This window comes from Staphylococcus sp. Marseille-Q1834, from assembly GCF_916858875.1.
GTDB classification, from domain to species: domain Bacteria; phylum Bacillota; class Bacilli; order Staphylococcales; family Staphylococcaceae; genus Staphylococcus; species Staphylococcus pragensis.
Genome location: NZ_CAKASN010000001.1, coordinates 1,785,116 through 1,810,370, shown reverse-complemented (window position 1 = coordinate 1,810,370; position 25,255 = coordinate 1,785,116). Strand labels below are relative to the sequence as shown.

The 25,255-nt window shown below is 33.0% G+C and carries 23 protein-coding genes and 1 pseudogene; 7 read left to right on the top strand and 17 right to left on the bottom strand.

Going from position 1 to position 25,255, the window contains the following annotated elements; genetic code table 11:
- Positions 1–303: an Asp-tRNA(Asn)/Glu-tRNA(Gln) amidotransferase subunit GatC gene (gene gatC / locus LIX58_RS08995; RefSeq protein WP_126565871.1), complete on the bottom strand. Its 303-nt coding sequence runs from the start codon at positions 301–303 to the stop codon at positions 1–3.
- A 432-nt stretch (positions 304–735) separates the two neighbouring features.
- Here gatC and putP point away from each other — a divergent pair, with 432 nt between their 5' ends.
- Positions 736–2,274 (top strand): sodium/proline symporter PutP, encoded by a 1,539-nt coding sequence (gene putP, locus LIX58_RS08990; protein WP_154838309.1) that lies wholly within the window; start codon positions 736–738, stop codon positions 2,272–2,274.
- 59 nt (positions 2,275–2,333) lie between these two features.
- Here putP and LIX58_RS08985 read toward each other — a convergent pair whose 3' ends face one another.
- The 10 genes from LIX58_RS08985 to LIX58_RS08940 all read right to left on the bottom strand — a co-directional run bounded on the left by LIX58_RS08985 (position 2,334) and on the right by LIX58_RS08940 (position 13,766).
- Positions 2,334–3,542 carry a CamS family sex pheromone protein gene (locus tag LIX58_RS08985; RefSeq protein WP_226386263.1) on the bottom strand — a complete coding sequence of 403 codons (1,209 nt, stop codon included), beginning with the start codon at positions 3,540–3,542 and terminating at the stop codon, positions 2,334–2,336.
- Between the two features lie 12 nt (positions 3,543–3,554).
- Positions 3,555–5,558: an NAD-dependent DNA ligase LigA gene (gene ligA / locus LIX58_RS08980; RefSeq protein ID WP_154838307.1), complete on the bottom strand. Its 2,004-nt coding sequence runs from the start codon at positions 5,556–5,558 to the stop codon at positions 3,555–3,557.
- 3 nt (positions 5,559–5,561) lie between these two features.
- Positions 5,562–7,754, bottom strand: a complete 2,193-nt coding sequence (gene pcrA / locus LIX58_RS08975) for a DNA helicase PcrA (protein WP_226386262.1) — start codon at positions 7,752–7,754, stop codon at positions 5,562–5,564.
- On the bottom strand, positions 7,751–8,446 hold the full coding sequence (locus LIX58_RS08970; RefSeq protein ID WP_154838305.1) for a heptaprenylglyceryl phosphate synthase: 696 nt from the start codon (positions 8,444–8,446) through the stop codon (positions 7,751–7,753). Before LIX58_RS08970 ends, pcrA begins: the two co-directional genes overlap by 4 nt.
- 177 nt (positions 8,447–8,623) lie before the next feature.
- Positions 8,624–8,926: a YerC/YecD family TrpR-related protein gene (locus LIX58_RS08965; protein ID WP_154838304.1), complete on the bottom strand. Its 303-nt coding sequence runs from the start codon at positions 8,924–8,926 to the stop codon at positions 8,624–8,626.
- A gap of 96 nt (positions 8,927–9,022) precedes the next feature.
- Complete coding sequence (gene purB / locus LIX58_RS08960; RefSeq protein ID WP_226386261.1) at positions 9,023–10,318, bottom strand: adenylosuccinate lyase; 1,296 nt, start codon at positions 10,316–10,318, stop codon at positions 9,023–9,025.
- Positions 10,319–10,567: 249 nt separating this feature from the next.
- Entirely contained in the window at positions 10,568–10,747 is a 180-nt protein-coding gene (locus LIX58_RS08955; protein ID WP_126565877.1) for an NETI motif-containing protein, read from the bottom strand.
- The gene (locus LIX58_RS08950) at positions 10,728–11,333 is read right to left on the bottom strand and encodes a DUF2179 domain-containing protein (protein ID WP_126565878.1); all 606 of its coding nucleotides are present in this window, start codon (positions 11,331–11,333) and stop codon (positions 10,728–10,730) included. The genes LIX58_RS08955 and LIX58_RS08950 overlap by 20 nt, the downstream gene beginning before the upstream one ends.
- Before the next feature lie 149 nt (positions 11,334–11,482).
- On the bottom strand, positions 11,483–12,304 hold the full coding sequence (nadE, locus tag LIX58_RS08945; RefSeq protein WP_126565879.1) for an ammonia-dependent NAD(+) synthetase: 822 nt from the start codon (positions 12,302–12,304) through the stop codon (positions 11,483–11,485).
- Positions 12,297–13,766 carry a nicotinate phosphoribosyltransferase gene (locus LIX58_RS08940; protein WP_126565880.1) on the bottom strand — a complete coding sequence of 490 codons (1,470 nt, stop codon included), beginning with the start codon at positions 13,764–13,766 and terminating at the stop codon, positions 12,297–12,299. Before LIX58_RS08940 ends, nadE begins: the two co-directional genes overlap by 8 nt.
- Positions 13,767–13,945: 179 nt before the next feature.
- Here LIX58_RS08940 and LIX58_RS08935 point away from each other — a divergent pair, with 179 nt between their 5' ends.
- Together LIX58_RS08935 and LIX58_RS08930 are read left to right on the top strand one after the other, a co-directional pair.
- Positions 13,946–15,013, top strand: a complete 1,068-nt coding sequence (locus LIX58_RS08935) for a nitric oxide synthase oxygenase (protein ID WP_126565881.1) — start codon at positions 13,946–13,948, stop codon at positions 15,011–15,013.
- A gap of 36 nt (positions 15,014–15,049) precedes the next feature.
- Positions 15,050–15,844: pseudogene (locus LIX58_RS08930) on the top strand (prephenate dehydratase); the annotation flags it as partial.
- A 77-nt stretch (positions 15,845–15,921) separates the two neighbouring features.
- Here the strand turns inward: LIX58_RS08930 and LIX58_RS08925 are convergent.
- A complete protein-coding gene (locus LIX58_RS08925; RefSeq protein WP_154838302.1) occupies positions 15,922–17,004 on the bottom strand; it encodes a glycosyl hydrolase family 28-related protein in 1,083 nt (360 codons plus the stop codon).
- A gap of 191 nt (positions 17,005–17,195) precedes the next feature.
- Between LIX58_RS08925 and LIX58_RS08920 the strand changes: the two genes are divergently transcribed.
- From LIX58_RS08920 to LIX58_RS08910, 3 genes are all read left to right on the top strand, one after another.
- Positions 17,196–17,750 carry a cysteine hydrolase family protein gene (locus LIX58_RS08920; RefSeq protein ID WP_154838301.1) on the top strand — a complete coding sequence of 185 codons (555 nt, stop codon included), beginning with the start codon at positions 17,196–17,198 and terminating at the stop codon, positions 17,748–17,750.
- A gap of 55 nt (positions 17,751–17,805) precedes the next feature.
- On the top strand, positions 17,806–18,735 hold the full coding sequence (locus LIX58_RS08915) for a manganese-dependent inorganic pyrophosphatase (RefSeq protein ID WP_154838300.1): 930 nt from the start codon (positions 17,806–17,808) through the stop codon (positions 18,733–18,735).
- A gap of 131 nt (positions 18,736–18,866) precedes the next feature.
- Entirely contained in the window at positions 18,867–20,252 is a 1,386-nt protein-coding gene (locus tag LIX58_RS08910) for an aldehyde dehydrogenase (protein WP_413470808.1), read from the top strand.
- A 236-nt stretch (positions 20,253–20,488) separates the two neighbouring features.
- Here the strand turns inward: LIX58_RS08910 and LIX58_RS08905 are convergent, their stop codons facing one another.
- Both LIX58_RS08905 and LIX58_RS08900 read right to left on the bottom strand, forming a co-directional pair.
- Entirely contained in the window at positions 20,489–21,526 is a 1,038-nt protein-coding gene (locus tag LIX58_RS08905; protein ID WP_154838298.1) for a lactonase family protein, read from the bottom strand.
- Between the two features lie 168 nt (positions 21,527–21,694).
- A complete protein-coding gene (locus LIX58_RS08900; RefSeq protein ID WP_126565888.1) occupies positions 21,695–21,868 on the bottom strand; it encodes a hypothetical protein in 174 nt (57 codons plus the stop codon).
- Between the two features lie 337 nt (positions 21,869–22,205).
- On the opposite strand from LIX58_RS08900, the gene LIX58_RS08895 reads away from it, so the two are divergent.
- Positions 22,206–23,246, top strand: coding sequence for a C45 family autoproteolytic acyltransferase/hydolase (locus LIX58_RS08895; protein ID WP_154838297.1), 1,041 nt, complete (start codon positions 22,206–22,208; stop codon positions 23,244–23,246).
- A gap of 53 nt (positions 23,247–23,299) precedes the next feature.
- Here the strand turns inward: LIX58_RS08895 and LIX58_RS08890 are convergent, their stop codons facing one another.
- Genes LIX58_RS08890 through LIX58_RS08880 form a run of 3 tightly spaced genes read right to left on the bottom strand, consistent with a single transcriptional unit; the run spans position 23,300 to position 25,239 of the window.
- A complete protein-coding gene (locus tag LIX58_RS08890; protein WP_226386260.1) occupies positions 23,300–24,142 on the bottom strand; it encodes a DUF4097 family beta strand repeat-containing protein in 843 nt (280 codons plus the stop codon).
- A complete protein-coding gene (locus tag LIX58_RS08885) occupies positions 24,139–24,696 on the bottom strand; it encodes an HAAS signaling domain-containing protein (RefSeq protein ID WP_126565891.1) in 558 nt (185 codons plus the stop codon). The genes LIX58_RS08890 and LIX58_RS08885 overlap by 4 nt, the downstream gene beginning before the upstream one ends.
- 57 nt (positions 24,697–24,753) lie before the next feature.
- Positions 24,754–25,239, bottom strand: coding sequence for a hypothetical protein (locus LIX58_RS08880; RefSeq protein WP_126565892.1), 486 nt, complete (start codon positions 25,237–25,239; stop codon positions 24,754–24,756).
- Positions 25,240–25,255 lie beyond the last annotated feature (16 nt).

The window sequence follows — 25,255 nt, the reverse complement described above, 5'->3', positions numbered from 1 at the left end:
TTAAGCGTCCTCCTCGTTCATGATAGCTGGTACTTTAAATTGACCATCTTCTGTTTCTTTAGCATTCTTTAATGCAAGTTCTTGAGGAATGCCCTCGATAGCTTTGTCATCACGTAACACATTTTGTAAGTCTAATACATGATAAGTTGGCTCAACACCCTCTGTATCAGCTGTGTCATTTTGTTTCGCAAAATCTAAGATACTTTCAAGCGTATTAGCCATAATTTCTGTTTCTTCTTCAGAAATTTGAAGTCTTGCTAAATGTGCTATATGTTCAACTTCTTCGCGTGTAACTTTAGTCATTAATTAAAAAGCCTCCTTATTACTCATTCATCATAAAATTGTATCAAATTTTGAATGAAAAATCTAAATATTTATCATAATTCTTATTGGTATAGTGCTTAATCTCGCTTTTTTTAATCTTAACTAAATCAATTACTACTCCTTTATGTAACTTAATCAAAATAAAAATATTATTAAAAAGTTTAAGTCATAAAAAATATGCAATTAAAGTATAAACATTCAGTAATAATATTTTTATTAAGAAAACGCTTACTAACTAATTATTAAAGCTATTTTTAACACTTTATATAAAATAATACTTCTCTCAAGTATTCAATATAATGTATAATATTACATGTAACTAATTTAATTTGTAAGTACAGGTATTTCTAATCTATTAAAACAAATTAATTTAGGAATATTTACCTAAAAAGAAAAAGAGGAGGTATAAAGATGTTTACTTTGGGAGCAAGTTTAAGCAGTCATGTTAACACTGATTGGCAAACTTATATCATGATTGCGATTTACTTTATTATTTTATTAGTTATTGGCTACTATGGCTATAAACAAGCTACAGGAAATTTAAGTGAATATATGTTAGGCGGGAGAAGTATAGGCCCCTACATTACTGCATTATCTGCAGGTGCTTCTGATATGAGTGGTTGGATGATTATGGGATTACCAGGTTCAGTTTATAGCACTGGTCTATCAGCTATATGGATTACTATTGGTCTTACACTTGGTGCTTATATTAACTATTTCGTTGTCGCACCACGTTTAAGAGTGTATACAGAAATCGCTGGAGATGCTATCACGCTTCCAGACTTTTTTAAAAATCGTTTAAATGATAAACAAAATATTATTAAAATCATTTCTGGTCTTATCATTGTCGTGTTCTTTACTTTATATACACATTCCGGTTTTGTTTCAGGAGGTAAATTATTCGAAAGTGCATTTGGACTAAACTATCATTTCGGATTAATCTTAGTAGCGGTAATCGTCATACTTTATACCTTCTTCGGAGGATATTTAGCTGTATCTATCACTGACTTTTTCCAAGGGGTAATCATGTTAATCGCAATGGTAATGGTGCCTATAGTGGCTATGATGCAACTCAATGGTTGGGATACGTTTCATCGTGTTGCCGAAATGAAACCAACAAATATGGATTTATTTAAAGGAACTACATTTTTAGGTATCATTTCGCTTTTTGCATGGGGGCTTGGTTATTTTGGACAACCTCATATTATCGTTCGATTTATGTCTATTAAATCACATAAGTTATTACCAAAAGCACGTCGTCTAGGTATTAGCTGGATGGCTGTAGGTCTTTTAGGGGCAGTAGGTGTTGGATTAACAGGTATTGCTTTTATTTCTGATAACCATATTAAGATGGAAGATCCTGAAACTTTATTTATCATTATGAGTCAAATTTTATTCCATCCATTAGCTGGTGGGTTCTTACTAGCAGCTATCCTTGCTGCAATTATGAGCACAATTTCATCTCAACTCTTAGTTACTTCAAGTTCGTTAACTGAAGACTTTTATAAATTAATACGTGGTGAAGAACGTGCAAAAACGCATCAGAGAGAATTCGTATTGGTGGGCCGTTTATCTGTATTAGCAGTAGCAATTGTAGCAATGGCAATTGCTTGGTCTCCAAACGATACAATACTTAACTTAGTTGGTAATGCCTGGGCAGGCTTCGGTGCTTCATTCAGTCCACTCGTTTTATTCTCTTTATATTGGAAGAAGTTAACACGTGCTGGTGCTGTAAGTGGTATGGTCGCCGGGGCGCTGGTTGTAATTGTTTGGATTGTATGGATTAAACCTTTAGCTAATATCAATGAATTATTCGGTATGTATGAAATCATTCCTGGTTTCTTAGCAAGTGTCATCGTAACATATGTTGTGAGCTTATTAACTCAATCACCTGGTGAATTTGTAAAACATGATTTAGATAAGGTTAAATCTATCGTACGAGAAAAGTAAATTTTCTTAGACTAAATAATAGCCATAGAAAGAAGAAACTCTTTCTATGGCAATTCCTATTAATTACTATAAATATGAACTTGTGCTTCTTTATCATCTTTAGTTTTCGTAATTAAAGCGCGTGCGTTATTACCGTCTTTAATGCGAATTTCATAGCTATCAATATTGTCAAAATATTTTTCAGCTTGTTCTGTTACATATTGCGTAATACCAATTGTTTCAGCTTGTCCATAGTAATCAATCGGTAAATCAATTGTTAATTGTTGTGGCTTTTTATCCACGAATTTGATTTTCCCTACTGCTTGAGTAAAGTTAGAGAAATATGATTGTAAATTATTATTAAATTGTTTAAAGTTATTATTTAAGTTTTCATTGTATTTTTCAGCAGTAGCAGAAGGTAATAAGGTTGAAACTTCATTAATTTTATTCCACTTACTGATTTTAGTTTGATCTTCATCTACTACTGTATTAGCGATAAACTCTCCTGGCGTAATTGAATCCTGACCTGACTGCTTGTAAATAGCAAATTGAATAGGTATATTTTTTAAATCATCATTAGCGCGTAATCGCGTTAACATTTCAGATGCCATCGCTTTACCTTGTTTTTCAATTTCTTTATCATCAAGCTCTTTACTATACGTTGGTCCATCTTTTTCTTCTTGATAATAATAAACACTATTCATGGCTAATCCAATGGTCATACCTTTAATATTAGAATCTTTAGTATCATTACTATCATAGAAATCTTGTTCTAAAATATTCGATAAATAAGCAGGAGAATTGTCAGCAATTTTTTCTGGTTTTGTTTCTCCATTATGAGAAGGGTTTAAACCTAAATTCTCATTTGCTTTTTTAGATTTTTTCTCACTTTCACTCATTTTATCGATTTCTTTTTTAGAATATCTAGGACTTAAATAAGCATTAATGGTGTCTTTATTCAAATACTGACCGTCTTGATATAAATATTTATCTGTAGGAAAGGCTTCTTTACTTAAATTGAGTAAGCCATGTTCGAAGTCTCCTCCATTATAGCTATTTGCCATATTATCTTGTAAGACTCCACGTGCTTGACTTTCTTTAAACGGTAGGATTGTTCTATAATCATCGCCTTGTACATCTTTACCAGTAGCGATTGTTTTAACATTATTCGAATTTGATTGTGTATCTTGTTGCTTGTTAACTGATTGATCATTTTTATTACTATTATCGTTTCCACATGCCGCTAATAGCACGAGAGACATTATAACTAATAGCAGTGTCCGCTTCATTGCCGTACTCCTCTAATTTGATATTTCATTTTGCTTCGTTACAAATTGGTCTTCAGTCCAAACTGTTGTGCCAAATTTTTCTGCTTTGGCTAATTTTGAACCTGCATCTTCGCCAGCAATGACTAAGTCAGTGCTCTTGGTCACACTACTTGTAACTTTTGCTCCTTGCATTTCCAACCAAGCCGTCGCTTCTTTACGTGTCATTTGTTGTAATTTCCCTGTTAATACTATTGTTTTATCTTTAAAATCAGGATGCCCTTCTATTTCACTCGTTTTGACACCTTTATACTTCATATTAACATTCTTGTGCTTAAGTTTTTCAATTAATTCTTTGATATCTTCATTTTCAAGATAAGTCACAACAGATTGTGCTAACTTATCCCCTATATCATGAATACTTACTAATTCTTCTTCCGTTACTTCAAGCAAACGATCCATTGTTTCATATTGTTCGGCAAGGACTTGGCTGGCTTTAGCGCCTAAATGACGAATACCCAAGCCAAATAATAAATGTTCTAATGAATTCTCTTTAGACATTTCAATTGCATTTAATAAGTTGTCTACTTTTTTAGCACCCATGCGTTCTAAAGGTAACAAATCTTCTTTAGTAAGATAGAAGATATCAGCCACGTCTTTAATGAGCTGATTATGGTAAAGTTGTTGAATAATTTTTGTCCCTAGTCCATCAATGTTCATCGCTTGTCTTGAAACAAAGTGAATCAACCCTTCAACTAATTGTGCTTGGCATTGAGGATTAATACAACGTAGTGCAACTTCTCCTTCAATACGTACAAGCTCATGGTCGCAACTCGGGCAATGTGTTGGCATATGATATGGCACGGCATCATCAGGGCGACGGTCAACTATACTGCGAACGACTTCTGGAATGATATCGCCTGCTTTTTTTACAACTACACTATCTCCAATACGAATATCACGTTCTTTAATTAAATCTTCATTGTGAAGTGATGCTCTTGAGACAGTAGTCCCTGCGACACGGACTGGCTCTAAAATTGCTGTAGGTGTTACTACGCCAGTTCGTCCAATACTTAATTCTATATCTTGTAATTTAGTAATCACTTCTTCTGCTGGGAATTTATAAGCAATCGCCCAACGTGGTGATTTCTGTGTATAGCCCATTTCATCTTGTTGTTCTAAGTCATTGACTTTAATTACAATACCATCTATATCATAAGGTAAATTCTCACGTTGTTCTGTCCATTTTTCAATATATTCTAATACACCTTCTATATCAGCAACACGTTCACGTTCATGATTGGTTTTAAAACCTAAGCGATCTAATTCATCTAACGCACCACTTTGCGTTGTAGCTTTAAAATCAGTAAAATCATTGACGCTATATAAGAATACACTTAATTTACGTTTTGCCGCTAATTTAGGATCTAATTGTCTTAATGAACCTGCAGCTGCATTTCGAGGGTTAGCAAATGGTTGCTCCTCATTCTTTTCTTTTTCTTCATTCAAAGCCATAAATGAACTTCGTGGCATATAAGCTTCACCACGTACTTCAAAATTCAAAGGTTCTTTAATTTTTAGAGGTATCGCATGAATGGTACGTAAGTTTTCTGTAATATCTTCACCTGTTGTTCCATTACCACGTGTTAATCCTTGCACAAAGCGTCCATCTACATATTTCAGTGAGACAGCTAAACCATCGATTTTTAATTCACACATATATTCTACTTGGCCGATTTGTTCACGGATACGTGCATCAAAACGTCGTAGTTCTTCTTCATTAAACGCGTTCCCCAAACTTAGCATCGGGGTATCATGGTCAACCTTTTCAAAAGAAGATTGAGCTTCTCCTCCTACACGTACAGTTGGAGAATCAGCCGTTTTGTATTCAGGATGTGACTCTTCTATATTGATTAATTCGCGCAATAATTTATCATATTCGCTATCTGGAACTGAAGGATTATCTTGCACGTAATATTCATAACTATATTGATTTAATAAATCATGTAGTTCATTAACACGTTGTTGGATGTTTTCCATTCATTAATCCTCCTTCTTAGTAATTGGGGCAAATTGAGCTAACAGTCGTTTAGGACCTTCAGATTTGAAGATAATATCTAATTCAACTGAGCCATTTTTCTCGCTTACATTACTTACCATACCCTCACCCCAAGATTTATGCGTTACTTTATCACCAATGTTCCAATCTGAAGCGGATACTTGTTTTTTAGATGATGTCGTGCGTTTACTAAATCCACGTTTCGCTGGTGCCTTGGATTTTGGAGTGATGACTTGTCGTTGTTGTTTCGCAGGTTTTTCTAATAAATCTTCAGGTATTTCACGTAAGAAACGTGATGGCATATTTGATTGAGAACGGCCGAATAACATACGTGACGTTGCGTGAGTGATATACAATACTTCCTCTGCACGCGTAATCGCTACGTAACAAATACGGCGTTCTTCTTCCATTTCATGCTCGTCATCGCTCTTGATTGCACGAATATGTGGGAATAATGATTCCTCCATACCCATTAGAAAGACGATTGGGAACTCTAGACCTTTCGCAGAGTGCATTGTCATTAATGTCACACCATTTTCGATTTGTGCTTCATCAATATCTGCCACTAGTGATAAATCCGTTAAAAAGTTAATCAATGATTGTTCTTCAAGTGGTGTATTCTCTTCATAGTCTTTAGGTACTGACATGAATTCATCGATATTTTCTAATCGTGAACGTGATTCGATTGTTTGTTCACGTTCTAACATTTGACGATAGCCTGATTTATCAAGAATTTCTTCTACAATCTCACTAATTTCAAGGAACTCTTGTTCTTTGATTAAATTTTGAATAAGTTCATAGAATTGTATACACTCTTGAGTAACCTTTTTAGAAAGACCAATGAAATCCACTTCGCCTAATGCGTCAAACATACTGATATTATTATCCATTGCATAGCGTTGAATCTTTTCAACTGAAGATGGACCAATACCTCGTTTAGGGACGTTAATAATACGTTGTAAACTGATATCATCATTACTATTAGCTACAATTCGTAAATAGCTTAATAAGTCTTTAATCTCTTTACGGTCATAGAACTTTTGTCCCCCTACCATTGTGTATGGAATGTTAGATTTCATAAACGTTTCCTCTAGCACACGAGATTGGGCGTTAGTTCTATACAGAATAGCCATGTCGCTATAATCTTTACCTAACTTGCGATGTTTAATGATTTCACGTACAACATATTCCGCTTCATCACGTTCAGTCATCGCTTCATAATATTTAATTTTCTCGCCACCATTATTAGCTGTCCATAATCCTTTAGGCTTACGTTCTGTATTATTTTTAATAACTTCATTAGCTGCTGTTAATATCGTCTTAGTTGAACGATAGTTTTGCTCTAGGAATATAGTCTTAGCTTCAGGATAGTCTTCTTCGAAAGATAAAATATTTTGTATATCAGCACCACGCCAACCATAAATAGATTGGTCTGAGTCACCTACTACACATAAGTTTTTAAATTTACTAGCTAGTAATTTAACAAGCGTATATTGTGCTTTATTGGTATCTTGATATTCATCTACATGAATATATTGGAATTTATTTTGATAATATTCTAATGCATCTGGTACACGTTCAAATAAACGAATGGTCTTCATGATTAAATCATCGAAATCTAATGCTTCATTTCTTGATAATTGACGTTGATAACCACTATAAACTGTCGCTACCATTTGTGAATGGAAATCATTCGCTTCATTCATCGCATCTTCTGGCGTTTTTAATTCATTTTTTAAGTTGCTGATTGCGCCAATAAACATACGAGGTTCGAAACGCTTGCTATCTATGTTTTCATTTTTCAATACATCTTTGATCACTGATTTTTGATCTGTAGGATCGATAATTGTAAAGTTACGTTCTATACCGATACGGTCAGCATCACGTCTTAATATTTTCACACACATTGAGTGGAAGGTAGACATCCATATCACTTGTGCCTGTTCTCCTACTAAATGTTCTACACGTTCTTTCATTTCTTTTGCTGCTTTATTTGTAAAAGTGATTGCTAATATGTTGTAAGGAGAAACATCTTTTTCATCTAATAAATAAGCGATTCGATGCGTTAATACTCTTGTTTTACCAGAACCTGCGCCAGCCATAATAAGCAATGGTCCTTCAGTCGTTCTTACAGCTTCACTTTGCTCTTTATTCATGTTTGCTACTAATGAATTCATTTATTAGACTCCTTTTTTATTTTTACAGTTTTTAATGCTTTTTTAATATCAGAATAAATAATATTACCTACTACAATAGTATCAGCAATATCTTTCATTTCCTTGGCTTCTTCTAATGTACTAATACCCCCGCCATAGAATAACTGAGTTGTTGATAGCATTTGAGACGCTGCTTTTACTTGTTCAACATCTCCATATGAACCACTATATTCAATATACATCATCGGTAATTTATACATGTCATTTACCATTTGTGCATATGCTTCAATATCCTCAGTAGTTAAATCTGTTTCTGACTGTGTAGCTTGAGCGACTTTGCTTTCTGCATTAAGCACTACATATCCTTCAAATATGACTTCATCGAAATTAATCATATGACCATATTGTTTTAATGCTTTATGTAAAATGCCGTTGTGATATTTAGTATCTTTACTGTTTAGTACGGTTGGTACAAAATAAAAATCGAAACCAGGCATGATACTTTCTAAATTTGAAATTTCTAGCACTAGTGGTAATGGATATCGTCTCACTCTACTCATTAAATGAATGACATTATCCTCAGTGATATCATCTGTACCACCAATCATTATCGCATCAGTTTCAGACATACAAAGTGCCTCTAAATCCTTGTCACTAATATCCTTTGCTGGATCAAGTTTAAACACATGTTGCCACTCTTTAATGTCGTACATATATCCATAACTCCTTTTTTTAACATACACTAAATTATAGCATTTTTAATCTTTGAGTTCTAAACAGATTCCTCGGCTTTTTTGCGGAAAAATAAAATTTAAATTTTTTAAATTGAGGAAAATTGAGGACATAAATTAAGGCTGAAACTTTGCGTCTCAGCCTTGTATATATAACGTTTATTCTTTTGTTTCAATATTTAAACGGTCTAAAATCATTGTATATGCATCATTACCCCATTGTAATGAACGTTTTACTCTAGAAATAGTAGCTGTTGAAGCGCCAGACTCTTTTTCAATTGTAGCATAAGTAAAACCTTGTTTAATCATTTTAGCGACTTGAAGTCTTTGAGATAATGATTGGATTTCGTTTACTGTGCATAAATCATCGAAGAACTCATAACATTCTTCTCTATTTTCTAGTGTTAATATCGCGTCAAATAATTCATCTAATGCTTGTCTGCGTAGTTTCTCGATTTGCATCTCAAACAACCCCTATATTCCAATTTCAATATACATTTATTTTAACGCATTAAATAATTAAAGTGTAGTCATTTTTATTGAAAAAAGAGTATAGGTTTATTCTAATCCAGCACGTTTGAAAATCGTATCCACTTGATTTAAATGATGTTCTGGATTGAAGCATTCATCTAATTCTTCTTTAGAAAGCACCTCTGTAATTGAACTATCTTGTTCAATTAATTCACGGAATGGTGTTTTAGTTTCCCAAGATTCCATCGCTTTAGGTTGAACTTTGTCATATGCTTCTTCACGAACCATACCTTTGTTAATTAAAGCTAATAATACTCTTTGTGAGAAGATTAAACCAAATGTCTTATCAATGTTATTTCTCATATTATCTTCAAATACAGTTAAGCGATCAACGATATTTGTAAAACGGTTTAAAGCATAATTTAATGCAATTGTTACATCAGGTAACATAATACGTTCTGCAGATGAATGTGAGATATCACGTTCATGCCATAAAGGTACATTTTCATATGCTGTTGTAATGTAACCACGAATCACTCGTGAAATACCTGTAATATTTTCTGAACCAATTGGATTACGTTTGTGAGGCATTGCTGATGAACCTTTTTGACCTTTAGCAAATGACTCTTCTACTTCACGTGTTTCAGTTTTTTGTAAATTACGGATTTCTACCGCAAATTTTTCTAAAGAAGTAGCAACTAACGCTAATGTTGCAATGTAGTAAGCATGACGATCACGTTGTAACGTTTGCGTTGAAACAGGCGCAGTATCAATGCCTAAGTGTTTACATACATAACTTTCAATTTCAGGTGGAATGTTAGCAAATGTACCAACCGCACCACTCATTTTACCTACTTCAATTTCTTTACGTACTTCTTTAAAACGTTTTAAATTACGTTTCATTTCTGCATACCATAAAGCCATTTTCACACCGAATGTTGTAGGTTCAGCGTGCACGCCATGTGTACGGCCCATCATTAAAGTATATTTATATTTTTTAGCTTTTTGTTCTAATACGTCGATAAAACGTTCAATGTCTTTCTCTAAAATTTCATTTGCTTGTTTAATCACATAACTTAAAGCTGTATCAACTACATCTGTTGACGTTAATCCATAATGAACCCATTTACGTTCTTCACCTAATGTTTCAGATACTTGTCGAGTGAAAGCTACAACATCGTGACGTGTTTGTTCTTCGATTTCTTTCGCACGCTCAACATCAACTTTAGCATTGTCTCTAATTTTTTTAACATCTTCTTTCGGAATGTGACCTAATTCACTCCATGCTTCACATGCTAAAATTTCAACTTCTAACCACGCTTCATATCTATTTTGGTCTGTCCAAATACTAGCCATTTCTTCTCTTGAATAACGTTCAATCATTTTTAAACTCCTATTCTATGTATTAGATTCATTACAAAAACTGTACATTAAATGCAAAAACACAATAATAGTTCGTGTTTAAGTGCTTATTTTTAGTTTAACAGATTCTATTTAAAAAGTATAAACCTTTTTTCTATATAATAAGTATAATGGATTATTTAAAAAATAGACACTGATGTCCCTAATAAAAAAAAGAAATCTAAGTGCTACTCAAATTAAGCATTGCACTTAGATTTCTCTTCTAATTAATTATTCACTTTCGATTTTCTTACCAACAAATTGGATATCTTGTCGTAAAACTTCTACATTACCATTTTTATCTTCTGTATAAACTGGTTTTTCAATACGACGAACTGGCATATAGCCTTCTTCACGCATACGCGCTAAACAATCAGCAATCGTTTCATTCTCATTTACTCTGAACTTCACTGTATTCCACAACGCTTTCTATTTCTTCTACTTCGTATGCTTTAACCTTACGTGTACGTACACCTTTAGTCCAGAAACCACCATGTATTGCTCTTGGTTCATAAGCAATAATAAATGCTTTTTCATCTAAATTGCGAACAGTTTCCATTAATTTACGTTCATAACGGCGTGGCGTTAAAATTTGCATAACCATTCGGCTACCATCTCTACCATGTGCTTCATAGTGCGTAACACCATACCCTAAGTTTCTTAATTCGTTAGGTAAATCTAATTCATATTCTGCTGAAGTTACGTTGACGACTGTGTATCCTAAAGCAAGTTTCTCTTCAATCTTCATACCTACCATGATACCTATTGAGAAACCAAAGGCATATGCAAAGATATTCTGTATTTGATCAAGACTAGACATTACTAATCCAAGACCAACTACATATATTAATACTTCAAGGAAACTTACTGCTGCTGCCATATAACGATAACCTTTTAATGTTAAGATTGTGCGCATTGTTAAGAACGTTACGTAAAACACATTAATAATGAATATCGCTATAACCATTGACCATGGATTTGATGTTATCACTGACATGTTAATCCCCATTTCTTCCTTGTATAACTGAAATCGAAAATTATTTTATCAGTGAATATTTAATTTGTCACTAAAAAATCATTATAGAATAGATATAAAATAAACAGTGTAAAATATTAAAGTTAAATATAAAACCTTACTATTTAACTTTAATTCTTAGGCCAAGTATAACGTGTATAAGCTAACTCACGTTTATGCGCATTGCGAACGTAATGTTTTTCAATTGTTTCGCGTGCCTCACTTGGCACTTCTTTTCCTTCTAAATAATCATCAATTTGATCATAAGTAACGCCAAGTGCTTCTTCATCAGGCAATTGCGGTTTGTCATCTTCTAAATCCGCTGTTGGCACTTTTTCATATAAATGTTTAGGCGCATTTAAATATTGTAATAATTGTCTACCTTGTCGCTTATTTAATCCGAAAATAGGTGCAATATCAGCAGCGCCATCGCCATATTTAGTATAGAAGCCAGTAACATTCTCAGCAGAGTGATCTGTACCAATGACAATGCCACTACGATTAGAAGCAATTGAAAATTGTACTTTCATACGTTCACGTGCTTTTTCATTACCACGTTGGAAATCTGTTAGTTCAATACCTGCTTCTTTCAGTGATTGAACACTTTGATCTACCGCTGGCTTAATGTTAACTGTAATCGTTTCATCTGGTTGAATAAATTTAAGGGCATCTTCGACTTCGTCAGCATCTCTTTGTACACCATATGGTAATTTTACAGCGATAAATTGACATTCTCGTCCTTCTTTACGTAACTCTTCTACTGCAAGTTGAGCAAGTTTACCTGTTAAAGTAGAGTCTTGACCACCAGAAATACCTAATACAAGTGATTTTATAAAAGCATGAGATTGAACATATTCTTTAATAAAATGAATGATTTCATGGACTTCTTTTTCACTATCAATCTGTTTTTTGACTTTCATTTCATTCACTACGATATCTTGTAATTTAGTCATTGTCTTCCTCCATTTCTTTCACACGCTCTGCAACTTCAAAAATACGTTTATGTTTATTATCCCAACATGCTGTACTTAAGTCTACTGGATACTCTTGTGGATTTAGGTAACGTTTATTTTCATCCCATAATTTTGAAAGTGCTTGTTTTAAATACTCTTGCGCTTCTTTCTCACTTGGCAACTCATAAACGAGTTGACCGTTTTCAAAAATAGAGTGATGTAAGTCAATAGCTTCGAAATGTTTAATATGTTTCATTTTATACGTATGAACTGGATGGAACATTTTTAATGGTTTTTCACTATTAGGGTTTTCATGTTCTAACGTAATGTAGTCACCTTCTGCTTTACCAGTTTTAGTGTTAATGATTCTATAAACTTTTTTCTTACCAGGTGTTGTAACCTTTTCAGCGTTATTAGACAGTTTAATACGATCGATATATTCTCCGTGTTCGTCTTCAATTGCTACTAATTTATATACTGCACCTAATGCCGGTTGATCATAACCGGTAATTAATTTCGTGCCCACGCCCCAAGAGTCTACTTTAGCACCTTGAGATTTTAAGTTCATTATTGTTTGTTCATCTAAATCATTAGAAGCGATTATCTTCGCATTAGTGAAGCCCGCTTCATCTAACATACGTCGCGCTTCTTTTGATAAATAAGCGATATCGCCAGAATCTAAACGAATACCAACGAAATTAATCTTATCGCCTAATTCTTTAGCTACTTTGATAGCGTTTGGCACGCCTGATTTCAATGTATGGAATGTATCAACTAAAAAGACACAATCTTTATGACGTTCAGCATAAATGTTAAATGCTTTATATTCATCACCATACGTTTGTACTAAGGCATGTGCATGTGTCCCAGAAACTGGGATACCAAATAATTTACCGGCACGCACATTACTTGTCGAATCAAAACCACCTATATAAGCTGCACGTGCGCCCCAAACTGCTGCATCAAGTTCTTGTGCACGTCTTGTTCCAAATTCCATTAACGTATCATTTGGTGCCACTTGACGAATACGACTCGCTTTTGTAGCAATTAACGTATGGAAATTGACAATATTTAACAATACAGTTTCAATCAATTGCGCTTGAATAAGTGGTGCTTCTACACGTAGTAACGGTTCATTGCCAAAGCATAATTCCCCTTCTTGCATAGCACGAATATTACCTGTGAATTTAAGATTTTTTAAATAAGATAGGAAATCATTTTGATATCCAATAGATTGTAAGTACTCAATATCTGAATCACTAAAGTGGAAATTCTCAATAAATTGAATGACTCGTTTTAATCCATTAAATACAGCATAACCACTTTCAAATGGCATATTTCTAAAATACAAATCAAACACAGCGTTACGTTCATGAATACCATCATTCCAGTAACTTTCAGCCATATTAATTTGGTATAAATCATTATGTAACATTAAACTATCATCTTCGTAACGATACACCTTAATCTCTCCCAACGATCTTTTTGTATATTTTATCACAATTAGTGAATTGTGAGTATTCTCTCAACATTTACCCTTTTCAAAATTAAAAATAAAGGTATCTGACAAATTCGTGACAAAAAAAATATTTGAATGTGTTCATTAATTGCCTAGATTATAATATTAATTGAGGTGTTCTTATGATATTTGAAGAAGCAAAGTCATTTATACAAACCATGTATTCAGAATTAGCATACCCGACCATTGCAATAGAAGAAAGAATCAATGAAATCGAAAAAGAAATCACCCAAACTGGCACCTACACTCATACCTATGAGGAGTTAAGTTATGGAGCAAAGATGGCGTGGCGAAACTCTAATCGTTGTATTGGACGTTTATTTTGGGATTCACTTTATGTAAAAGACGCTCGTAATATCAAGACGGAAGCCGATTTCATCGAGGCGATTAATACACATTTAGATGAAGCCACCAATGATGGTAAGATAAAGCCTTATATTACTATTTTCTCTTCTGAAAATGCACCACGCATATACAACAATCAACTTATACGTTACGCGGGTTATGAAGATAAAGGTGATCCAGCTGAACGTGAAATCACACAACTGGCACAACATTTAGGTTGGCAAGGGCAAGGCACAGATTTTGATGTTTTGCCACTAATTTATCAAATGCCTGGTGAACCGATTAAGTTGTATAACATACCCACGTCTCTAGTAAAACAAGTTGGTATTGAACATGATCATTTTCCAAAATTAAAAGATTTAAATTTAAAGTGGTATGGGGTGCCTATCATATCAAATATGGATTTAAAAATTGGCGGTATCACTTATCCTACTGCACCATTTAATGGCTGGTATATGGTAACAGAAATAGCCGTACGTAATTTCACAGACCCCTATCGCTATAATTTATTAGAAAAAGTTGCAGAAGCTTTCGAATTTGATACACTTAAAAATAAATCATTTAATAAAGATCGAGCATTAGTAGAGTTGAATTATGCGGTCTATCATTCATTTAAATCTCAAGGTGTATCTATTGTTGATCATTTAACTGCATCAAAGCAATTTGAATTATTTGAACAGAAAGAACATGCAGCACAGCGTGAAGTAACTGGTAAATGGTCTTGGTTAGCACCTCCACTTTCACCAACGTTAACAGCGAATTATCATCATGGTTATCATAATGAAATGAAAGACCCTAATTTCCATTACAAAGAGAAACAATCGATGAAATGTCCATTCCACTAGTGTTCAACAATCATGGGGTGACATTATAAGATGTGATTATATTATTTAGGTCCTAAAGGGACGTTCTCTTACCTAGCTGCACAAACTTTTATCTCTGAAAATGAGGCTACATATTTACCGAAGTCGAATTTATATGAAGTAGTAAAAGCAGTTAATGGGGATGATGAATCTATCGGTATTGTACCTATTGAAAATTCTATCGAAGGTACAATCAATATTATTGCTGATGCACTAGCGTTACAAGAAATTTATGTTCACGGTGAAATTCACCTCGCTATTAACTTTGCGTTATACGGTAAAGAAGGTGCTACTGTTGAGGATATTAAAAAAGTATATTCTATTGCGCCAGCTATAAGCCAAACAAGTCTTTATATTTATCGTCACCAATTTGCCTATGATTATGTGGATAGCACAATTCAAGGTTTAGATAAAATTTCAGATAATGAAGGAGCTATTGCACCACTTGGAAGCGGTGAAGCATATGGTTATATACCTATCGATAGTAACATTCAAGATTACCCTCATAATGTGACTCGTTTCCTAGTGGTAAAAAATCATGACCGCTATAATACGAAAGCTAAAAATACTATACTGCTCATTACACCGAAATTTGACAAAGCCGGCTTATTAGCAAGTATATTAAATACCTTTGCGTTATTTAATATTAATTTGTCTTGGATTGAATCGAGACCTTTAAAAACAAAACTAGGGATGTATCGTTTTTTCGTACAAGCTGATATAGGTTTATGCACTGATCTCAATAAAGTGACATCAATTTTAGAAACGTTAGATTTCAAAGTGAAAGTTATTGGTGCATTTAATCGCCATTAACATTAAAAATAAGCTTCGTCTTAATAGGTCATCGAACTGGATGAGTATCTATTCTGACGAAGCTTTTATTATATCAATTATTGAACATTTATCTTTTTCACTGGCACATCATCGCTTTGATTATAGGTTAAATCTGAAACATCTTCTAAATGAATTTTTTGCGATGCGTGATCAAATGCATTTCCTGCTACAAAGACATTGGTATGCTTCACGTTATTATAACTTCTTACGTGAATCGCATCTCTATTCATTTCACCTTTAAATATATTTCCAATTACACTGAAATTCTCACCTGCTTGAGACCCTTGAACGAATCCTGTAACTGGGTCAGCGGCGTTCTTTCCATCTTTCACACCTAAAAAGCGAATGCCCCCATTACAATTTATAAATTCATTACGTGAAATAATCATATTTTTAGCTTTTAAAGGTGTTAGAGCATATTCATTTAGGCCATCAAAAATATTATTTCGGATATGTACATTATCGTAAAATTTATTATATCGACTTGCATGTGAACCTATTGCTCTATTCCACGCTTGCATTTTTGGATGTTCTGAGTCGCCGAAGTAACAATTTTCAATAACAACATTTTTAGTAATCGTGCCATCTGTCGTCCCAAATTTAGGAAATGCACCAGGCACTTGAATATCTAATTGAATTGCTTCTGAAAATGAACGATCCCCATTGATATCATAAAACCCTTTAAATACACAATCTTTAATATACAAGCCATTAATACCACAAGCATCTAACGCATGCCCACCTACTACATTTAAAACGGTTACACCTAATAGTTGAACATTCTCTGCATGCCCAATAGACATAGCCGTATTATTATAAGGATAATCTCCTCCATTCATATCAAATACGCCACCTTTGATATAAATATGACTGTTTCCTTTATATCCATGATAAAATCCAAATCGTCTTCCATTTTTCAACAATGCATCTTTACTACAACGTAATAAAACTGTGTCATCTTCAAGAAGCAGTGTTGTTGAGTCGTATATCACTAAAGCTTTACCGATATGATAGGTACCTTTAGGAATATAAACGGTATGCTCTCCGTCTTTTGCGGCGTTTAATGCACGTTGAATAGCCCTTGTATCTCTACGCTTATTATTCCCTTTTAACCCATAATCTTGAGCGTTAATTAACATGTTATTGTCCCCTATCTATTATGTATTACAACTTTAAAGTTTATGTATAAATTTGTATCAAATTTAGAGTAAAGCTATACTATAGGTAATAAACTTAGCTAAACTATACTTGAGGTATATTTAAGCGTCTTATCTATATTATTATACAATTTTTTATTACCTCAAACATTCACTTGAGAGGAAGGTTGAATATGACTAAAAGAGCTTTAATTGTTGTAGATTATTCTTATGATTTTATCGCTGATGACGGCCGTTTAACTTGTGGCAAACCAGGTCAAAACATTGAAGAGTTTATCGTTAATCGCCTTGAAGATTATCAAGCTCACAATGATAATATTTTCTTTATGATGGACTTACACTACGAAAATGACGAATATCATCCTGAAACGAAACTATTCCCTCCACATAATATTGCTGGTACGCCAGGTCGTGAATTATATGGAACCGTTAAAACTTTTTATGATAAACATAAAGATAGTGACACTATTCATTACTTAGATAAACGTCGCTATGATTCATTTTATGGAACACCATTAGATAGCTTACTACGTGAGAGAGGTATCACAGAAGTTGAAATAGTAGGCGTATGTACAGATATTTGTGTATTACATACCGCTGTATCTGCGTATAATCTTGGTTATCATATTGTCATTCCTAAAGACGGTGTTGCCTCTTTTAATGCACAAGGACATGAATGGGCGTTAGGTCATTTCCAAAACTCATTAGGCGCCGAGGTAGAAGTATAACCTTAAATCGTGCTAAAATAATATTAAATCTATAGGATAAGGGTGAATTAAAACTATGGCAAAAACTTATATTTTCGGACATCAAAATCCAGATACTGATGCTATTTCATCAGCTATTATCATGGCGGATTTTGAAAAATTAACTGGTAATTCTGAAGCAACTGCTTATCGTTTAGGCGATATCAATGCTGAAACACAATATGCGCTTGATCATTTCGAAGTGAAAGCACCAGAATTATTAAGTGATAACTTAGAAGGACAAAATGTTATTCTAGTTGACCATAATGAATTCCAACAAAGTGCAGAAACAATTGCTGATGCAACAATTTTAAATGTAGTAGACCACCACAGAATCGCTAACTTTGAAACAGCAGGTCCACTATACTACCGTGCAGAACCAGTTGGCTGTACTGCAACTATTCTATATAAAATGTATAAAGAACGTGGTTTTGAAATCAAACCTGAAATTGCAGGATTAATGATTTCAGCTATTATTTCTGACAGTTTATTATTCAAATCTCCAACATGTACTGAAGAAGATGTAAATGCTGCTAAAGAATTAAAAGATATTGCTAATGTTGATTTAGATGAATATGGTTTAGAAATGTTAAAAGCAGGTGCTTCTACTACTGATAAATCTGCAGAAGAATTATTAGACATGGATGCTAAATCATTTAACATGGGTGACTACGTAACACGTATTGCTCAAGTTAATACAGTCGATATTGATGAAGTATTAGATCGTAAAGACGAATTAGAAAAAGCAATGTTAGAATCAAGTACTAACGAAAAATATGATTTATTTGTATTAGTAGTGACTGATATTATTAATAGTGACTCTAAAATTTTAGTTGTTGGTGCTGAAAAAGATAAAGTCGGCGAAGCTTTCAAAGTTCAATTAGATGATGGTATGGCCTTCTTATCTGGCGTTGTATCACGTAAAAAACAAGTTGTACCACAAATTACTGAAGTATTAACTAAATAATTAAAAAAACTGAGTCACAATTTGTGACTCAGTTTTTTTAATTATTTAATAATAGGGTATAAATAATATAAATTGTATTCTCTATTTATATTAAGGTAATTTATTAAAAACATTTAAAATTTAAGGAGGTCATGTGCTTGTCATCAATAGCGCAACAATTTGAAAATAGTAGAACCTTTTTCAAAACACATAAAACGAAAGACGTTAAATTCAGAAAACAACAATTAAAACAATTAAGTAAGAGTATCAAAAATCATGAAAATGAGTTACTTGAAGCTTTAAAAGAAGATTTAGGAAAAAGTCCAGTTGAAGCTTACGCTACAGAAATTGGTATTTTATTAAAAAGTATTAAGATGGCGCGTAAAGAACTTAAAAATTGGTCAAAAACAAAACAAGTTGATACGCCTTTATTCATGTTCCCTTCTAAAAGTTACATTAAGCCTGAACCATATGGCACAGTATTAATCATCGGTCCATTTAATTATCCTGTACAACTTGTCTTTGAACCTTTAATTGGTGCCATTGCTGCAGGAAACACTGCAATCGTTAAACCGTCTGAATTAACACCTCACGTTGCAAGTGTGATCAGTAAAATCATTGAATCAACTTTTTCACCAGAATATATCTCTACTGTTGAGGGCGGTATCGAAGAAACACAAGCCTTAATCAATCTACCATTCGACTATATGTTCTTTACAGGTAGTGAAAAAGTTGGCCAAGTTGTCTATGAAGCTGCTAGCAAGAATTTAGTACCCGTTACACTTGAACTAGGTGGTAAATCTCCTGTCATTGTAGATGAAACTGCGAATATAAAAGTAGCAAGTGATCGTATTAGTTTTGGTAAATTTACGAATGCTGGTCAAACTTGCGTCGCACCTGACTATATTCTTGTTAACCGAAAAGTAAAAAACGAACTTATTCAAGCTTTAAAACAAAGCATACGCGAATTTTATGGTAAAGACATTCAACAAAGTCCTGATTTCGGAAGAATTGTTAATGACAAACATTTCAATAGATTAAGCGAACTATTAGCCGTTCATCAAAACGAAATAACATTCGGCGGGAACACAGATGCAGCTGAACGTTATATTGAACCTACCATCTTAGAAGGTATTAATCCAATTTCAAAAATTATGCAGGAAGAGATTTTTGGCCCACTCTTGCCAATTATTACTTACGATGATTTCGACGAAGCATTGGATATTATCCAAAGTAAATCAAAACCTTTAAGTTTATATTTATTTAGTGAAGATGAAAATACGACACATCGTGTATTAAATGAATTATCATTTGGTGGCGGTGCGATTAATGACACACTTATGCATTTAGCAAATCCTAACTTACCATTTGGCGGTGTAGGTGCTTCAGGTATTGGTCAATATCATGGTAAATATTCATTCGACACCTTTAGTCATAAAAAATCATATATCTTTAAATCTACACGCTTAGATTCTAGTATCATTTATCCTCCATATAAAGGTAAATTTAAATATATTAAAGCCTTTTTCAAAAATTAAAAAAGCACTTAAAAAAGGAGTGGGACAGAAATTAAATCAATTTCGTCGTCCAACCCCAGCTTGCTTTATTAGTGGAATTTCTTAATGAAATTCTCTGTGCTGGGGCCCCGCTCCCCGGCAAGGATGACTAGGCTTGAAAAAAGCTTAAAATAAGCACATTTTTAAGCCAGTCAGCTACTGCCAATATATTAGCAAAGGCTGAGACATTTTAATTTGTCTCAGCCTCTTTAATATTATTATTCTAAAAATCCAACATATACGCCTTCAGGAGCTGTATGTTGATTATCTTTAGGTGTAAGCTTACCAGTATTAGTGTCGCGACTAAATATAGTAACGGCATAGTTACCTTCTTGATGAGCACACACAAGATATTCATCTGATTCTGTAATATTGAAATCTCTTGGGAACTCTCCTCCAGTTTTTACAATTTCTACCGGATTGAGCGCTGCGCCATCTTCAGTAATAGTAAATACTGCAATACTATCATGACCTCTATTGCTTACATATAAACTTTGTTGGTCGTGAGATAATCTGACTGCTGCTAATTTAGTATCTTCTTCAAAGTCCTCAGGAACAGTTAAATGACGTTCTATTTCTTCAAATTTCCCTTCATTATAACGCACCACACTTACATAATTGGATAATTCATGTACAACATAAGCGTATTCTCCATTTTTATGAAAAGCAATATGTCTCGGACCATCTTGATCTTTAAATTGAGAAACGGCATGCTCTTTAAAACCATTATCGCCAAATTCATAAGTAACTAATCTATCTGTGCCTAAATCTGCCGTTACTACAAATTTATTGTCAGGCGTTTCGTTTATAAAATGAACATGTGGCTGTTCTTGACGTTCATGGCTACCTGTTGGATAGTCATGAGCTAATTCTTCAATTAATTTAACTACTTCGCCAGTTTCTTTATTTAATTGATAAATGCGTGCTAGTCCAGCGCCATAAACCGCTTCAAATAAGTAATTGCCATTAGATGAAACCGAAATATAACATCCTGTACCTTGAGTAGACTCTAAACATTTATTAATTAATGTTAAATTACCTTCGTCATCTTTTTTAAAAGCTGCTACGCCACATTGTTCGCCTTCTTTTGTAATTGCATATAAGAAGTCTTCAGTTTGCGCTAAATATGTGGACGCTTCAATTTCGTATCCAGTTTCGACTGAATCAATTTGGCCATTATCTTCATTTAATTCGAAGCGATAAATACCCTTACCTTCTTTTTTAGTATAAGATCCAATATAACCTCTCGTTGCCATAAACAAACCTCCAATCATTTATTAATTTCATTTTATTAAAAGTAAGATATACATGCCAATTATTCCTACTCTAAGTTGTTATTTATACATCATATTTCAAAAAACGGTTATTTAAATAAAAAATCCAGCAACTTCATAAGAAATTACTGGATTTTTTAAATCGATTAATTAAGCATTACTGCTTTCGATATCTGAAACGATTTCTTTTGTTTTTCTTTCGATATCTTCAAAGTCTTTTTTGAAGATGTAAGCAAATGCAGCTACACCTACACCAATTACTAATGTAGTGATGACTACAAAGCTTAATAAGAATTTGAATAAACCTTTAATTAAATCCCACATTAAGTTTCACCTCTGAAATAAAAATAAGTGCGTTTACAATATTATATTTTATCACACTTACTGTGATGGTTAAATAGATACCTTTTTTCGTCTTATAATAATCACTAAAAAATGAATTTCAAAAATTTGAAAACTTCATAATATTTAACTTTCAATTTAATCTAAGATAACCACCAAGATTTTACTGAATCAGCCACTCGTCTATATGCTTCTGAAAACATACTACCCCTCCTTGTATTTTTAATTTTTCTTGCTATCATGTTCAGTATAGTAATAATTATATTAGTTTTCAATTAATGCTATTTTACAATATTTTTAATTTTCAGGAGGCCTTCTCATGCAACAAGTGAAATCAGATATCATGACGTTTCGAGGGTCACATTTTGATTTAGGCGTCAAAACAGCTCAATGGCTTAAACAAACGCCTTTACTAGAAAATCGTGAACGCGAATGGAAAAAACGTATGCCTCGTTTTGATATAGATGTAAATGAAACTTATTCAGTTTTTCAAACATATGCACCGCAAATCTGGGAAGAATTAATGGGGATGCAAGAAGTACTTAATCTACCAACGAAACAAATGATTTTAAACTTTGCTCATTACCGTTTCACTGATTTAAAAGAAAGTGGCTGTACTGTCTTTCAAGGTTCAGATTATATGGTCCGTAATTATGATTACCACCCTGCTACCTATGATGGTAGATATTTGTTATACCAACCTAATGATGGCGGATTAGCGCAAATTGGTCCTACTTCCCGTGTTACAGGTCGTATGGATGGGATGAATGAAGCTGGACTTTGTATGGGCTATAATTTTATGCATCGTAAAAAACCTGCTAATGGGTTTGTCTGTTATATGATTGGTCGTTTAGTCTTAGAACATTGTAAAGATGTTGAAGAAGCGATTCAGTTTTTAAAAGAATTGCCTCATAGAAGTTCATTTAGTTATATTTTAATGGATAAATCTTTAAATCACGCTATTGTAGAAGTCACACCTCATTCATTCGATGTTAGATACAATAAAGTGTGTACCAATCATTTTGAATTGTTAACACATGAGAATCGTAATTATACGACAGAATCACGCGAGCGTTTAGAACGCACCGTTAATCAAGTGTCACAAGACTTAGATAAATTCACTGCTTTTAAACTTTTCAATAATCCTCAGTATGAAATTTATAGTAAATTGTTTAGAAGTTGGTCAGGTACGATACATACTTCTATGTACGAACCGCAAAGTTTAACGGCTTGGATGACGTTAGGTGAAAATCAAGCACCAGCCTCAATTGATTTTCAATCATGGCTTGATGGTAATGAATTAGAGATGCAACAATTTACTGGCCAAATTGATACAGACTTAACATTCGCTAATTATTAAACAAAAAAGTCGACGAACTTTTGAATAGTTCGTCGACACTTTTATGTACACTATTATTTTATTATAATATCTTTTTTTACAGTATAAATTTCAACAATGTTCTTACTTTTTCCAACTTTTCCATCTTGGAAAGCTTTATTTTTCACTTTAACTTCTCCTGTTCCAGGATGTAATTTTAAAAGTGTGTTTTTAGGTTTATCTTTATAACTCATAGTGATAGATCTATGTCTACTTGATGCTTTCAAATCTGATTCACTATCCATATCTGTAAATTTAGGCGCTCCACCATCACAGATAAATACAGAATCTTTAACTTTCGAATTACTTACTATAACGTTACCAAGATGCGTTTTTGATTTGATATTACTAGTCAGACTATTTTCAATAAATATATCACTAGAGTCGCCCTCTATATTAAAGTTTTTTAGTTCTGACTGATTAATATAAACATTTTCACCCTCTTTATGTATGGAACCCTCATTTATTTTTAGGTCATCAAGTCTTACTTTACCCATTTCTGCATCAATCTCGAGTTTATTCAACCCTTTTTCAGGAATAGTAATATAAATGATAGATTTACTTGAATTAAAAGGATTAACATTAAAACTATAGCCTCTATTTTTTGCACGACGTTCTTTAATGTTGATTCCATTCTTTTCAGGGAAAACTTTAATATCATTATCGCCATAATATTTCACTCTAAATTGTTTACCTTTTTGGATAACTATGTCAGAAGAATTGCTATCAATATTAAGGGAATTTAGGTTCTTATTAGTCAATTCTTTATTATATTTTAATTTCTTATACACGTCCTTATCATGGACGAACCATACTAATGTTCCAGCTATGAAAAAACCTATAAAAATAACTAGACCTGTAATTATCGTCTTCTTCATTGTTTAACTCTTCCTTTAATCGTTTGAATATACCATGATAAATACTTTAATACGAGTTTATATAGATTTCGTGTGATAATCATTGTTATCGCGAAAAGTAAGATTCCTATGCCACAATAAGAAACACTAAAAAGGAAGTTACTAAAAGAATCTTGAATACCTTTTAAAATGCTTGAAATAATTAATATTAATGGAAGAAATATTAGAAAGATTGAAAATAAGAATACTAAAAATAAAATTCCTAGAAAGATTATGATTGGAATTACAACAAAAACAAATGAAATGACGCCCAAACTTAAGGACGCCATGATTGCTCTAATAATGTTACGTAAATTTGGCGTAACTTTCGCATGTGTGATTGCTTCTTTAGCTTTTAATTCTTTGCCAATTGCATGTGGTTCTCTTAAATGAGATATGATTTCCTTTTCTGATTTACCTTGCGTTTCTTGCTTAAAAAAATGGTTTTCATAGTCATCCATCAATTTATCTTTTTCTTTTGTTGGTAATTCTTTTAGTTCCATTTCTAATTCAGTTAAAAAAGTAATTTTATCCATTTTTTCTTTCACATACTTTCTTAATTTGTTTATCTTTTTATTAATATTATGCAAAAGTTAGCGACTAAAGAATTCAATACGTTTCACAATATCATCTTTATAAAGTATAGATAATTTCATATGATTTTCCTTATCTACATAAATAATCGCGTCATACCCTTTACCAACTTTATCTTTACGATAATTATCGCCTAAATAGTTAATGGCCTCGTCTACATGATCGCCTATATGAACACCAAAGTTTGTATCAACTTTTGTATCATTCACTACGACAATACCTTTAACTTTATTATGTTTCTTTTTAACTTTAACTGTCACATTTTTATGATTTTTATCATTATAAAATTCATATCTGTCTAATTTAATATGATGATTCACAGTATAATTAGATTTATCGAATTGTTGATTGAGTTGTATATTATTTATCTTCACATCTGTTAAATCCACTGTCTTCTCATTTTTATAAATGGTAAGACCAACGACTACCGCAAACGCTAAAATAGCAAAGATAACTGATACAACCCATCTATTCTGAATGCGCAAAATAATCACCACTCTA